The organism is Selenomonas sp. WCT3 (genome assembly GCA_900100835.1).
GTDB classification, from domain to species: Bacteria; Bacillota; Negativicutes; order Selenomonadales; family Selenomonadaceae; genus Selenomonas_A; species Selenomonas_A ruminantium_E.
In genome coordinates this window covers 13,526-26,924 of record FNCM01000013.1, presented here as the reverse complement: position 1 = coordinate 26,924, position 13,399 = coordinate 13,526, and the positions used below count along the sequence as shown (strand labels likewise).

Annotated in this window: 12 protein-coding genes; 5 read left to right on the top strand and 7 right to left on the bottom strand. The window is 54.0% G+C overall.

From position 1 onward, the window contains the following. The first annotated feature begins 466 nt into the window (after positions 1–466). From BLQ36_RS10605 to BLQ36_RS10595, 3 genes are read left to right on the top strand one after another with little or no spacing between them, the layout of a single operon-like run. Positions 467–1,528, top strand: a complete 1,062-nt coding sequence (locus BLQ36_RS10605) for a methionine ABC transporter ATP-binding protein (RefSeq protein ID WP_074515572.1) — start codon at positions 467–469, stop codon at positions 1,526–1,528. Then, positions 1,497–2,150, top strand: a complete 654-nt coding sequence (locus BLQ36_RS10600) for a methionine ABC transporter permease (RefSeq protein ID WP_074515571.1) — start codon at positions 1,497–1,499, stop codon at positions 2,148–2,150. The genes BLQ36_RS10605 and BLQ36_RS10600 overlap by 32 nt, the downstream gene beginning before the upstream one ends. A 28-nt stretch (positions 2,151–2,178) precedes the next feature. After that, positions 2,179–3,021 carry a MetQ/NlpA family ABC transporter substrate-binding protein gene (locus BLQ36_RS10595; protein ID WP_074515570.1) on the top strand — a complete coding sequence of 281 codons (843 nt, stop codon included), beginning with the start codon at positions 2,179–2,181 and terminating at the stop codon, positions 3,019–3,021. A gap of 67 nt (positions 3,022–3,088) precedes the next feature. Here BLQ36_RS10595 and BLQ36_RS10590 read toward each other — a convergent pair whose 3' ends face one another. The 7 genes from BLQ36_RS10590 to BLQ36_RS10560 all read right to left on the bottom strand — a co-directional run bounded on the left by BLQ36_RS10590 (position 3,089) and on the right by BLQ36_RS10560 (position 9,073). Next, on the bottom strand, positions 3,089–4,117 hold the full coding sequence (locus BLQ36_RS10590) for a hypothetical protein (RefSeq protein ID WP_074515569.1): 1,029 nt from the start codon (positions 4,115–4,117) through the stop codon (positions 3,089–3,091). 9 nt (positions 4,118–4,126) lie between these two features. Continuing rightward, entirely contained in the window at positions 4,127–4,486 is a 360-nt protein-coding gene (locus tag BLQ36_RS10585; RefSeq protein WP_074515568.1) for a hypothetical protein, read from the bottom strand. A gap of 3 nt (positions 4,487–4,489) precedes the next feature. Then, positions 4,490–5,629: a glycoside hydrolase family 3 protein gene (locus tag BLQ36_RS10580; protein ID WP_074515567.1), complete on the bottom strand. Its 1,140-nt coding sequence runs from the start codon at positions 5,627–5,629 to the stop codon at positions 4,490–4,492. A 15-nt stretch (positions 5,630–5,644) separates the two neighbouring features. Next, on the bottom strand, positions 5,645–6,526 hold the full coding sequence (locus BLQ36_RS10575; protein ID WP_074515566.1) for a hypothetical protein: 882 nt from the start codon (positions 6,524–6,526) through the stop codon (positions 5,645–5,647). A 187-nt stretch (positions 6,527–6,713) separates the two neighbouring features. After that, the gene (locus BLQ36_RS10570; protein ID WP_074515565.1) at positions 6,714–8,090 is read right to left on the bottom strand and encodes a sodium-dependent transporter; all 1,377 of its coding nucleotides are present in this window, start codon (positions 8,088–8,090) and stop codon (positions 6,714–6,716) included. Between the two features lie 96 nt (positions 8,091–8,186). Further along, positions 8,187–8,645 (bottom strand): low molecular weight protein-tyrosine-phosphatase, encoded by a 459-nt coding sequence (locus tag BLQ36_RS10565; protein ID WP_074515564.1) that lies wholly within the window; start codon positions 8,643–8,645, stop codon positions 8,187–8,189. An 80-nt stretch (positions 8,646–8,725) separates the two neighbouring features. After that, positions 8,726–9,073 carry a hypothetical protein gene (locus BLQ36_RS10560; protein WP_033170684.1) on the bottom strand — a complete coding sequence of 116 codons (348 nt, stop codon included), beginning with the start codon at positions 9,071–9,073 and terminating at the stop codon, positions 8,726–8,728. Between the two features lie 174 nt (positions 9,074–9,247). Between BLQ36_RS10560 and BLQ36_RS10555 the strand changes: the two genes are divergently transcribed. Continuing rightward, entirely contained in the window at positions 9,248–11,443 is a 2,196-nt protein-coding gene (locus tag BLQ36_RS10555) for a Tex family protein (protein ID WP_074515563.1), read from the top strand. Then, positions 11,440–13,359 carry a nicotinate-nucleotide--dimethylbenzimidazole phosphoribosyltransferase gene (gene cobT, locus BLQ36_RS10550; protein ID WP_074515562.1) on the top strand — a complete coding sequence of 640 codons (1,920 nt, stop codon included), beginning with the start codon at positions 11,440–11,442 and terminating at the stop codon, positions 13,357–13,359. Before BLQ36_RS10555 ends, cobT begins: the two co-directional genes overlap by 4 nt. The last annotated feature ends 40 nt before the right edge of the window (positions 13,360–13,399 follow it).

Genomic DNA, 13,399 nt, shown 5'->3' with positions numbered 1-13,399 from the left:
TCCAAAGGAAGGAGGTGTATCTTTTGTTTCTCAAGAAATTCGTTGAGCTCATCGTTGCTCCGTTAATCGTCGGTGTGCTACTCAAAATATTTGAGTGGTGGTTGACGCACTGAGATTAATCAAAAAACGTAGAAAACCCCGTTAATCAGGTCCTAAGCTGATTAACGGGGTTTTCGCATCTTTTGTTTCTCATTCGTTATCTTGATGATAACACGCCAACCTATCCCTGTCAAGGTAATGGAAGATAATTATGGCTGCTCCTGATGCATTTCTGCCAAAGGAAAAATCTATGGTGCGCATCGATAAAATATATCGTGAAATTTGTGCATCTGGTGCGTATTTAATGATATAATGTCTTTTGCATATGTATAGAGCGAAATAACCTTGGTTTGTCAGTTGACAAGTTGTCAACCCTGTGTTATATTCAAAACATATAATACTAATAGGAATTGGAGGAAATGTGCTTATGATTAAGCTCTCTCATATAGAGAAGACTTATGACAGCCCCAGCGGGCCGGTCAAGGCACTCAAGGGAATCGACCTTGAGATTGCGCGCGGCGAGATTTTCGGCATCATCGGGCTGTCCGGCGCTGGCAAGTCAACGCTGGTGCGCTGCATCAATATGCTGGAACGGCCCACAGCCGGCCAGGTCTTCGTCGATGGCAAGGAGCTGACGAAGATGTCTGCCCGTGAGCTGCGGGAAGCCCGCAAGGATATCGGTATGATCTTCCAGCATTTCAATCTGCTTTCGTCGGCTACCGTTTATGAGAACATTGCATTCCCGTTGAAATTAGCAGGAATTTCTGCCGACAAAATCGAAGAAAAGGTACGGCCCCTGTTGAAGCTGGTGGGACTGGAGGCCAAGGCGGACCAGTATCCCTCGCAGTTATCCGGTGGCCAGAAGCAGCGCGTCGGCATCGCCCGGGCACTGGCCAGTGAGCCAAAGGTACTGCTTTGTGACGAGGCCACCAGTGCCCTTGACCCGCAGACCACCAAGGCGATTCTCGAACTCATTCGCGACATCAACCGCAAGCTGCAACTGACGGTGGTGGTCATCACCCATGAGATGCAGGTCGTCAAGGATATCTGCGATAAAGTCGCCGTCATCGACAAAGGCGTCATTGCCGAGCAGGGTTCGGTCATCGATGTCTTTACGAATCCCCAGCAGCCCATCACGAAAGAGTTCATCAGCGTTCTGCTCTCGAACGATTTGCCAGCGGCCTTCCGCGGCGGCATTGTTTCCCAGGAGCCAGCCCCTGATGCTTATCTCTTAGTGCGGCTGACCTTTATCGGGGAACGGGCCGATGACCCGGTTATCGCCGGTATGATACGGAACTTCCCGGAGGTGGAGACCACCATGCTCTTTGGCAACCTCGACCAAATCCGGTCGACGCCTTTTGGCCGCATGATTGTCGGGCTCACGGGCCCTCATGAGCGGGTTCAGGAGGCCCTCGCCTATCTGCAGGCGAAAGATCTCAAGGAGGAGGTGATTGGCTATGTTCGCCGACATGATTCCACTGCTAACTAAAGCTTTGGGTGAAACCGTTTATATGGTGGCGGTATCCATGGTCATTGCTTCCATAATCGGCATTCCCTTGGGCGTGTTGCTGCATACCACCAGCAAGGGCCAGATTCTGGAGGCCCCAGGCTTTAACCAATGCCTGGGCACCGTTGTCAACGTCATCCGCTCCATTCCTTTTATCATCTTGATGGTGGCCATCATCCCGCTGACCCGCGTGATTGTCGGCACGGCTATCGGCACCTCGGCGGCTATGGTTCCGCTGGTCATCGCCTCGATTCCCTTTATCGGCCGTCAGGTGGAAACCAGCCTCAAAGAGGTTCCCTACGGTCTTATTGAGGCCGCCCAGTCCATGGGTGCTACCCCCTTCCAGATTATCTGGAAGGTTCTGCTGCCGGAATCGCGGGCCAGCATCACGGCCCAGCTCACCACCGTCATCATCAGCCTGGTTGGCGAATCCGCCATGGCCGGTGCTATCGGTGGCGGCGGTCTCGGCGACCTGGCTATCCGCTACGGCTATCAGCGCTTCCGCCCGGAAATCATGATTGCCACCGTGGTTATCCTCATAATCTTAGTCCAGCTAGTCCAGCTTGTGGGTAATACCCTGGCGAAAAAACTAGATAAAAAGTAATCCGATTATACTTCAAGGAGGCTTACCTATGAAAAAGATTCTTGCACTTATCGCGACCCTTGCCGTCGCCTGCCTTGCCCTCGCTGGCTGCGGTGGCAGTGACTCTGCTAGCTCCGGCACCAGTGCCGTAGCCCAGAATTCCTCGGGCATGAAAACGCTGAAGGTCGGCGCAACGGCTGTCCCCCATGGCGAAATCCTCGAGATTGTAAAACCGATGCTGGAAAAAGACGGCATCAAACTGGACATCGTCGAGTTCAGCGACTACGTTCAGCCGAACCTGGCCTTGAACGACAAGGAGCTGGATGCCAACTTCTTCCAGCATGAACCGTACCTCAAGAACTTCATGGAAGAACACAAAGAAGTCAAACTCATTAATGCTGCTGGCATTCACATCGAGCCGATGGGCGTCTATTCCAAGAAGGTCAAAGACCTCAAGGAGCTCAAAGACGGCGCATCGATTTCCATTCCCAACGACCCGACCAACGGCGGCCGCGCTCTGCTGCTGTTGGAAAAAGCAGGTCTCTTGAAGCTTAAAGACGGCGCCGGCGAAAAGGCTACGGTTCAGGACATCGCCGAAAACCCGCACAACTTCAAATTCCAGGAAGTAGAAGCAGCTCAGGTACCGCGTACCCTGGAAGATGTTGATGCCGCTGTCATCAACACCAACTATGCTATGCAGATTAACCTGGTTCCGACGAAGGATGCCCTGTTCATGGAGGACAGCACGTCCCCCTATGTCAACATCCTTGCTGTCCGCGAAGGGGACAAAGACCGTCCGGAAATCCAGGCCCTCATCAAAGCTCTGCAGAGCCCGGAAGTAAAGGCCTTCATCAACGATAAATACAAAGGTGCTGTCGTCGCAGCCTTCTAATCTTATCGCTAAATTTTAAATGCAACAAAAAAGCATGTGGAATCGTCCACATGCTTTTTGTTGCGTTTTAGAAGTTTCGCCAATACGTCCAATGTACGTTCGTAGAATTTACTTCAAACTCATCAAACTCTGGAATCGACTGACCGTTTGTCGTTACCCAGAGGCTCTGGTTCTGACGTCCTTTCGGACTCAGCGAGCCGAGGTACATGTCGTTGTAAAAATAGAAGTGATCCGAATATACCTGCGCACCGTTATTATAGAGCGTGATATTCAGCGTCATGCTGCTTACTTTCTGGATGGAATTATACGAACCGTTGTAGAAATAGCCGTCGATATCCAGTCGATTTGCGCTGGTGCGGCGAACACTGGTGGCCAGGAATTCTACGCCATTGGAAGCATCGATAATCCGCTGGTTGCGTGCAGCCTGGCGGTCACGGATGGCCTGTTTACGCGCGGCTTCGGCTTCAGCCGCACGGCGTTCGGCCTCGATACGTTTTTGTTCCTCGATGGCCTTTTTCTTGTTAATATAGGCCTTGAGATCATCGGGTAGCGCACTAAGCTGCATCGCCGTGGCAAAATCCGTCTTGGAAATCTGAATCTCGCCTGCACGTTCAGCCAAATCTTTGGTGTTGGCCTGAACGCGTTTTACCACCTCGTCTGTCCCCTTATCGAGAGGCTGATTGACGACTGTTTTGGTGTCATCGATGAGGCTTCGCTCCAGCTGAACGGCCTCAACCAGTTTCTGATTGGCATCCTTGTACTTGCTGCCAGTACGCGAAGACTTGAGGTCGCGGGCCAGTTTATCCAGGTTCTCGCCCGCTTTATCCAAGCGGACAACAAAGTCCTTGGTCGCATCGGCATCGGGGTCACCATTGAGGTCTTTTGTCTCTTTCAGGAGATTCTGCACCTCGGTGACAACTTCCTCGCCCTTGACACATTTGGCTACATAGCGGTCTTCCGCTCCGCGGACATAGGCAAAGGCACCTACGGCAACGATGAGGAGCGCTACTACGATGCCGATAAGAATCTGCGTCGTATGTTTCTTTTTCGGCGGCATTGGTCCATAGCCGTAACCCGGCGGTGGCGGCGGTGCCATGTATGGTGGCTACTGGGGCTGTACCATCGGCTGCTGCGGCATGCCCTGCTGCCAAGGCTGCTGCTGTGGCATAGGAGCAAGTTCCCGCACAGGCGGCATGCTCTGGGTCGCATCCATTGGCGGCTGCTGGGGCTGGGGTGCCGGCGGTACTTCCTCCTGGGACGCAGCTTGGGCTGCCGCCTCCATCTCCGGTGTGATTACCGGCTGGGGCTGGGTATCCTCGGACACCTCACCATTAACGTCCGTTGCGGGTTCTGCCGCCGCCCGCGGCTTGCCGCACATCTCACAGAAATTTCCCATATTCTTATGGCCGCAGGAGCAGGTCCATTCCTGCTCCTGTACCGCCTGTTTTTCCTGCTGTTCTTCCATTGGTTACTCCTTCCCTTGGTGCAATAATTTTGCTTTTACAATCCTTTTTACGGATTCATCGATTCGCTGTTCCGGAATCTCACCCGTTTCGACAGCTTCGAGAATCCCCAGATAGGCTTCCGTTGCATAGGAATATTCATGACACATCATAATCATGTCAACGCCCGCCTTAACCGACTGGATGCCGCGGTCGCGGGGACTGCTGTATTTGGCAACGGCCCCCATATTCAGGTCATCCGTTATGATGATGCCATCATAGCCCAGTTCCTTCCGCAAAAGGTCCGTCACAATCGCTGGCGATTGGCTGGCCGGCCGGCCGGGGTCAAAGGCCCTGTATTTCAGATGCCCCACCAAAATGAAGGAATCTTCATCCGCGCGGCTGCTGATTATGTCCTTGAAGGGCACGATATCCTTTTGCATGAGTTCCTCACGGCTGGCCATGACGGATGAGACATCAAGATGGGTATCCACCGTTCCACGGCCAATTCCGGGGAAATGCTTGAGGGCATACATTACCCGGTTTTTCTCGTACCCCTGGGCTGCAGCCGCTAAGAATTTGGATACCTGCCCGGGGTCCTTTCCATAGGAGCGGCCGCGGGTGCCGCCCAAATCAGCCACCGGGGCAAAATTTACATTAATTCCCAAGCTTTTTAACTGCTGCGCGGTCCTATCTGCCCAGCCTTCCGCCTGGGTGACATCCCCCGATGCGCCGATTTCCTGCTGGGACGGCGGCGGCGTGATAAAGGCCTTGCCACGAACTACCGCCCCACCCTCTTCATCAATCCCAATAAAGAGGGGCACTTTCTGCTCGGCCTGCTGGCGAAGGTGGTCCGTAAGGGCCTTGGTCTGCTCAGCCGATTCCAGATTGCGGTCAAACAGGATGATATTGCCGATATGGTACTGATGCATCATAAACAAACTATCATCATTTACATCGGTACCATAGATACCAATCATGACCATCTGCCCAACTTTTTCTGGTAGGGTCATGGATTCCACGATGGTATCCACCTGCTCATCCAGCGTCTGAGCGGGTTTATCCTCCAGCGCCCTGCCCGTATCAGCGGTCAGCTGACAGCCGGTACAAAGTGCCAAGGCCCCCACCATAAAACTTAGGGCGATTGCCCATTTTTTCTTATTCATAGTGATTCTCCTGCGTTACTCCGTAGCCCGGCGGATACTGATGTAGTTAACCGTATCCGTTCCCTGAACTACCGCAAAGCGCAGGATGCCCGTCTGTCCCTGAAGATCCGTATAGCGGTATTCGTAAAGGTCTTTGCCGCCATACTCCGACTTCATGTAGTCCGTACCATAGGTGTTCGTTACCTCACGCAACAGAGAGCCTTCATGCAGGCCGCGTTTCGTCAGGGCACTGCCCGTCTCCGATACCAGGGAAGTGACGATATCCCCACGGGTACCAACCTCCACGGTCGGATATTGGTAGAATACCATACCGTCCTTCTGCTTCGTGGACAGTTCCTGCCCCAGCGTCTCGTGCATCTGCGCCACGGTCATGCCCAGGTCCATTCCTCCCAGGGAAAGATCTGTCTGCATTTCGCGGCTGCCATCCTGCTTCTTGTCGGCATTCTGGTTTTGGGCCGCTTTCTCGCCGTTTTTCGATACGGAACTGTAGTTGCTCGGTGCCGGTTCATCCCCCAGGGCGCCTTCCTTCATCGCAAAGAATACCAGCACCAGCACCAAAATCAGGGCAGCAATCCCCAGTCCGATTTTGAGGTTCTTATTCTTGTCCTCCGGCTGCTGGTATGGCTGCTGATAAACCGGCTGGCCATACATCGGCTGCTGATACTGCGGCTGATAAGGTGGCTGACTGTATTGCTGCTGCCCGTAAGGCGGATGTCCATAGGCCTGCTGGTTTTGCGGCGGCAGCTGCTGCATAGGCTGCTGTGGCTGCTGCGGTTGTGATGGTTGTGGCTGGCTTATCGGACGCGGCTTTCCGCATTTCACACAGAAATTGCCCTTGTTGCCAGACTGACCGCAACTGCAACGCCATTCAGCAGTCGCAGTTTCCCTATTTTCCATGAATAAACCTCCTAATGCCAATGCATTCTAACGTCTCATATGCATCGAATTATTCCAAAAATAATTATAACGCCAATGTTCAAAGTTTGCCAAGAATAAAATATCCAGCCTTGGGCAAAATACAATACCCCCGCTGACTCGAATCCAAGTCAGCGGGGGCATAGGCCAAGGCTTTTACAGCCCATTTTTACTTACTGAAAAACAGCGCATGATACCCGTTAATGAAGATGACGAGTACGATAAGCGGCAAAATCCAAGTCACATAGAAACGCACGCAGGTGGGGAAGGCCGTTCCTTTGCCCGTGTTGGCCTCCTTGATGAAGTTATCCCAGCCCCAGCCATAGCGGCTCGTGCAGAACGCCAAATAGACGAGCGACCCCAAGGGCAGCAAATTGTTGCTGACAAAGAAGTCCTCCAGGTCAAGCACCCCCGAACCTGGGCCCAGCGGCTGGAAACCGCTCCAAAGGTTAAAGCCCAACACGCAGGGCATCGACAGCAGAATGATGACCGGAATCCCCCAACGGATGATGGTCTTGCGATTCTTGTGCAAGAGCTCGAAGAAGCAGACAATGAGGTTTTCAAATACCGCAATGACTGTCGACATGGAGGCAAAAGTCATGAACAGGAAGAACAAGGTTCCCCAAAGGCGGCCAAAGGGCATCGCGTTAAATACGTTCGGCAGCGACACGAACAACAGATTCGGGCCACTGGCCGGATTGACACCATAGGCAAAGCAAGCCGGGAAAATAATGAGGCCCGCCATGATTGCGACGAAAGTATCCAGCAGAACCACCCAGATTGCCTCACCCGTTAGGCGTTTGGTCTTGCCAATGTAGCTGCCGAAAATCGCTAAGGCACCAATGCCGATGGACAACGTGAAGAACGCCTGGCCCATCGCCGCAAAGATGACTTCCTTGATGCCAAACTCCATTAACCGTCCGAAATCCGGATACAGGTAGTAGCGCAGGCCTTCCTCGCCACCTGGCAGCAGGACGCTGTTGACCGCTAGCACCACCATGAGCACCAGCAGACAGGACATCATGGATTTGGTAATCCGCTCAACACCAGCCTGTACCCCTAAATAGCAGACGCCGCCGCAGAGCAGTACGATGGCTATCATATAACCAGCCATGGTCACCGGGTCCTGCAGCAGAGCACCAAAGACAGCGCCAACCCCCGCGGCATCCAGCCCTTCCATGCCACCCGAAGCCATCTTATAGAGATAGTAGAGCATCCAGCCGGACACCGTGGTGTAGAACATCATCAAGAGCAAATTGCCCGCAATGGCTCCATACTTATAAAGATGCCACTTTGTCCCTTTCGGTTCGAGCGCATCGAAAGACATTGCCGCACTGCGGATACTCGCACGGCCAACGGCAAACTCCGCCACCATGATTGGCAAGCCCAGGATGGCCAGGAACACCAGATAAATCAGCACGAATGCCGCGCCACCATATTCTCCCGTAATATAAGGGAAACGCCAGACATTACCGAGGCCGATGGCACAGCCAGCGGAAACCAGAATAAAGCCCAGACGGGTCGAAAAACTTCCTCTTGATTCCAATAAAGCACCTTCTCTAATTAAAATTCCGTTGCGGCCGGAAATGTATCTCTTTTAGGTTTACAATGATACACTCCTATACACAATTACCTATCTATATTACCGCATCGGCTTAATTTTGTCCAGCAGGAATCGACATCCCTTCGTAACGTCTGCATAGGTGACTTCAAAATTCCCCGTATACCAGGGATCGGCCACCTCACGGGATTCCCCGGCATATTCCAGCAGCAAGTGGCACTTTCCCTGCGGATCGCCGCCTGTCAAGCGCGATAAATCGCACATATTTTCATCATCCATGGCGATAATCAGGTCATATTCCTCGTAATCACTGCGCCGAATCTGCCGTGCTTGCCGCGGCGTAAAGGGAATGCCATGAGCCGTCAGTACCCGCTTTGTCCCCGGATGCGTATCACTGCCAATCTCATCCGTGCGGCAGGCCTTCGACTCGACAAGAATCTCCTCCGTAAGCCCAGCCTTTGCCACCATATCCTTCATCACAAACTCCGCCATCGTCGACCGGCAGATATTGCCATGGCAAACAAATAATACTTTTTTCATACTCAAAACTTTTCTTCCTTCCTTGATTTATGAGGCTTCACTGCCTTCCCTTTTCCGTCGCAGCCTAATGAGCGAGGCAATCAGTAATTTTCACTCATATAATTCGCAATTGCTAGGGCGATGTTATTGTTCACCGTACCACCGCTTAAATAGCGGCAATCCACGCCCTTTCCCCAGCGGACGTCTACCACCGTATACGGGTCATAGTTTTTGCGGCCCGGAATCAGATTCTTGCACCGAATTCCAACATGCGCATGATTGGTTCCTACCATGGCGACCGAAGAGTCATCAATTTCTACCAACCACGCACCGTCGTAGGTCTTCACCGTACCAGCTTCTGCTACGGAAACTGCAAAGGGAGCCGGCGCCATCAACGGTGCCGCAGCCAAAACGCCCCCCAACAAGATACCTGCTAAAACCTTTTTCATAAGAAATTCCTCCTTTACCAATAACCAAGGTAATAGACTCTTTTCTATTATATCGTATTTTTCCTCTTTTCTATAAAAACAAAACGCAAAATGGCATCACCACTGAAACGGTAATGAGACAAATATCTGTGGTATAATGAAAAACGAAACTGCAAGAAAGATGGTGCATATTTTATGCTTACAAAAGATATCGAAACGATTATCGCCAAGGAACTGAACGTCCGCCCGAAACAGGTGGCGGCAGCTATCGAACTGCTCGACGATGGCAACACGGTTCCGTTCATTGCCCGTTACCGCAAAGAGGCTACGGGGTCTCTCGAAGACGAACAGCTGCGCCAGTTAGAGGAGCGCCTTTCCTATCTGCGCAATCTAGCCAAGCGCCAGGAAGAAATCCTCGGCCAGATTGCGGAACAGGGCAAGCTCACCGACGAACTCCGTACGGCCATTGAGAAGACCACCAAACTGCAGGAACTGGAGGACCTTTACCTCCCCTATAAGCAGAAAAAACGCACCCGCGCGATGATGGCCCGGGAGCGGGGATTGGAGCCCCTTGCCAATGCCATGATGCTGCAGGCCCAGACCAAGGGCTCGGCGCTTGCGGAAGCCGCCGCCTTTGTGGATGAAGAAAAAGGCGTCAAAACCGCCGAAGACGCCCTTGCCGGTGCCAGGGATATCGTGGCCGAAACCACCATGGAGGATGCTGCCCTGCGCAAGAAAATGCGCAATCGCCTCTGGAACATGGCCATCCTCACTACGAGCCTTTGCGAGGATGCCGCCGAAGAGGATAAACAGGTACTCGAAATGTATGCCGAGTACCGTGAACCCGTTCACACGCTCCCCTCCCACCGCATCCTGGCCATTAATCGCGGCGAGAAAAAAGGCGCCCTCAAAGTGAAACTTGAAATCGACCACGAGGAGAACTGCCGCCGTATCTATAACGAAATCCACCGCCAGCCATCCATCTTTGATGACTGCCTGCGCGCTGCCATCGAGGACGGCTACAAACGCCTGCTGCTGCCGGCTCTCGAGCGCGAAATCCGCGCCCAGCTCACCGAAGAAGCCGAAGCACAGGCCATCAAGGTTTTCGGCGTAAATCTGCGCCAGCTGCTGCTGCAAGCACCTCTGGCCGGCCATACGGTCATGGGGCTTGACCCAGGCTACCGCAATGGCTGCAAGATGGCCGTCGTCGATGCCACCGGGCAGGTTTTGGACCACGGTGTCCTGCAGGTTACCCAAAGCGACCGCGCCAAGGAAGCAGCCGCCAAGACAGTACTGGCATCCATCAAGAAAAATCACGTTACGCTGATTTCTATCGGCAACGGCACGGCCTCTTATGAGACGGAGCAGTTCACCGCAGAACTCATCCGGGAAAACAACCTCACCGATGTGCACTACATCATTGCCAACGAGGCTGGTGCCTCCGTTTACTCGGCCTCGGCTCTTGCCAAGGAGGAACTGCCGGAATACGATGTCGTCATCCGTGGTGCTGTCTCCATTGCCCGCCGGGTACAGGACCCGCTGGCCGAACTCGTAAAAATCGACCCGAAGGCTATCGGCGTTGGCCAGTACCAGCACGATGTCAATCAGAAGGAACTTTCCCAGACGCTTGATGCTACCATCGAAAGTGCCGTCAACCATGTCGGCGTCGACCTCAACACGGCTTCTGCCGCACTTTTAAAGCATATCGCCGGCATCAACAGCACCATTGCCAATAACATCGTTGCCTACCGTAACGAAAACGGCACCTTTATGAGCCGCCGCCAGCTGCTCAAGGTCCCCCGTCTCGGCCCCGCCGCCTTTACCCAGTGTGCCGGTTTTCTGCGCATTGCCGGGGCCAAATCGCCGCTGGATAACACACCGGTTCACCCGGAATCCTATAAACTGGCGGAAGCCATCCTCGAAAAACTCGGCTTTGACCTGCAGGATCTGTCTGACAAGAATCAGCTGGCCATGCTGGCCACCAAAAGCAAACTGGTCGATATCACCAAACTCGCCAAAGAACTGGATGCCGGTGAACCAACGGTCAAGGATATTCTCGATGCACTGGTGAAACCTGGCCGCGACCCGCGTGAGGACCTGCCTGCACCGCTGACCCGTCAAGCGATTGTCAAGCTGTCCGATATCAAACCGGGCACCATCATGCGCGGCACCGTACGCAATATCACGGACTTTGGCGCCTTTGTCGACATCGGCCTGCATCAGGACGGCCTCATCCACATTTCCGAACTGTCCAAAAAACGCGTCAAGCATCCGCTTGATGTTCTGTCTATCGGTGACGTCCTGAACGTCATGGTCATCAGCATTGACGAAAAGCGCAACCGCATCGGTCTGTCACTAAAACAAGTGCCAAAGGAGGCGCAAATCGGATGAGCCTGCTGGAACAAACCATCGCCATCATCGAACCACCCAACCAGGAAATTCCTCAAGCGGCCGCCAAGCGCATCAATCAGGTAATGGAAGATGATGACCTGAGCCTCGGCGGCCTCCGCGGCCTCTTACTACGCTATCTTTCCATAACCGGAAAGCGCCATCCCCAGGCCCCAGAAAAATGCACCATTATCTGCTGTGCCGACCACGGCGTGGCGGCAGAAGGCGTCAGTGCCTATCCTCCGGAAACCACCTTGCAAATGACCCGCAACTATCTCATCAACCAGGGGGCCGCCGCCAACGCCTTCGCCCAATACTGCGATTCTGAGCTGCTCATCGTTGATATGGGGATCGCCGCCGATGCTTCGGACATTCCGGGGCTTATCGACTGTCACATTGCCAACGGCACTGCCAATATTGCCAAAGGCCCCGCCATGACCCGGAAGCAGGCCATCCTGGCCCTCGAAACGGGCATCGACATCGCCAATCAGGTCATGGACAAGGGCTTTGACTGCATCCTGCCCGGGGAAATGGGCATTGCCAACACAACCGTCAGCGCGGCTATCACCGCCGCCTGCTGTGGCCGCCGGGCGGTGGAGACCACGGGCCGGGGCACCAACATTTCCGACGAACGATTGCAAAAGAAGATAAGCATTGTCCAACAGGCCCTAGATATCAACCAGCCTGACCGTAACGACGGCATCGATATTCTGACCAAAATCGGCGGCTTTGAATTCGGCACCATTGCCGGTATTATCCTCGGTGCCGCTGCCCGTCACGGCACGGTAATCCTCGATGGCGCCAACACCAGTGCCGCCGCGTTGATTGCCCAGGCCATCGCCCCGGAGTCCATCAGCTATGTGATTGCCTCCCACCTCAGCGCGGAAAAATCCCATGCCTTTGCCCTGGAAAAACTCGGCCTGCGGCCGCTGATGAACCTGGATTTGAAACTGGGCGAAGCCTGCGGCTCCAGTATTTTGGTCACGATGCTAGAAGCAATGCTCTCCGCTTGGGATGTAATCGACAAGCTCCCCCAGGAACCTGTCGAAACGCCATTTCATCAGGAATTCATGCGCCATACCATCCCCAAGATTACCGATAAAACCTTTGATTTCTACCTGCGCACCATGCAGGACCTGGACTATGAGGCCCTCCATAACTGCCAGCACCGCATCAATAATCTGGCCAAACCCTTGGACAGTCTCGGCTATCTGGAACAGATTGCCGCCGAAGTTGCCGGCATCATTGGCAGTGACCAGCCCGAGTGCGGCATGGAACGGGCACTTTTGGTCTTCACCGGCCGCCAGACGAATTCCCTGCAGGCCCAACTCACCGCGGCCTTTGCCCAGCATGCCGGCGCTGAAGTGACCCTGGCCCATTTGCGGGATGGCCTGCCCCCCACCGCCGCCTTTGATTTTGGCCGCGAACAGGCTGAGTACCTGTCCCTGACCTACCCATTATTGGGGCTGGCCCTGACGGAACTGGACGAAGATGCCCCCTTTGGAACGGCAGCTACGGAATTTGCAACTACCCTGCTGAATCCAGACGGCAGTCTGCGCTACGCGGCGGACGAATTCCTGCAAAAGGCTCCCGAAGCCTATCAGCCAGCCATTGGGGCCATTATCGGCGCTATCATCGCCGCCGCCCACAATAGCAGCTTTATCCTGCTTGACGATGAAGCCACGGAAATCATCGCCCGCTACACCGAGCTTTTATGTCCGGAAGTCCGGCCCTATATTCTCCATATCCAGCCGGCACTGCTGCAGGCTGATATCACCCTGCCCGGCGGCATTATCGCCGCCCTGGGCCTAAATATCACGGAAGCCGCCCTGCACATGCTAAATGACATGCGTACCTTTGCCGATACCAAAGTATCGGTCTCCCAGGACGGTCCCGGGGCCAGCAAACAAATTCCATAAACCCGGACGCGAAAAACCGGCTGACTTTCTGTCAGCCGGT

What these genes read in the sequence shown, in the direction of transcription:
- BLQ36_RS10605 (WP_074515572.1), top strand. Translation starts at nt 467, where the DNA reads ATGATTAAGCTCTCTCATATAGAGAAGACTTATGACAGCCCCAGCGGG.
- BLQ36_RS10600 (WP_074515571.1), top strand. Translation starts at nt 1,497, where the DNA reads ATGTTCGCCGACATGATTCCACTGCTAACTAAAGCTTTGGGTGAAACC.
- BLQ36_RS10595 (WP_074515570.1), top strand. Translation starts at nt 2,179, where the DNA reads ATGAAAAAGATTCTTGCACTTATCGCGACCCTTGCCGTCGCCTGCCTT.
- BLQ36_RS10590 (WP_074515569.1), bottom strand. Translation starts at nt 4,117, where the DNA reads ATGGCACCGCCGCCACCGCCGGGTTACGGCTATGGACCAATGCCGCCG.
- BLQ36_RS10585 (WP_074515568.1), bottom strand. Translation starts at nt 4,486, where the DNA reads ATGGAAGAACAGCAGGAAAAACAGGCGGTACAGGAGCAGGAATGGACC.
- BLQ36_RS10580 (WP_074515567.1), bottom strand. Translation starts at nt 5,629, where the DNA reads ATGAATAAGAAAAAATGGGCAATCGCCCTAAGTTTTATGGTGGGGGCC.
- BLQ36_RS10575 (WP_074515566.1), bottom strand. Translation starts at nt 6,526, where the DNA reads ATGGAAAATAGGGAAACTGCGACTGCTGAATGGCGTTGCAGTTGCGGT.
- BLQ36_RS10565 (WP_074515564.1), bottom strand. Translation starts at nt 8,645, where the DNA reads ATGAAAAAAGTATTATTTGTTTGCCATGGCAATATCTGCCGGTCGACG.
- BLQ36_RS10560 (WP_033170684.1), bottom strand. Translation starts at nt 9,073, where the DNA reads ATGAAAAAGGTTTTAGCAGGTATCTTGTTGGGGGGCGTTTTGGCTGCG.
- BLQ36_RS10555 (WP_074515563.1), top strand. Translation starts at nt 9,248, where the DNA reads ATGCTTACAAAAGATATCGAAACGATTATCGCCAAGGAACTGAACGTC.
- cobT (WP_074515562.1), top strand. Translation starts at nt 11,440, where the DNA reads ATGAGCCTGCTGGAACAAACCATCGCCATCATCGAACCACCCAACCAG.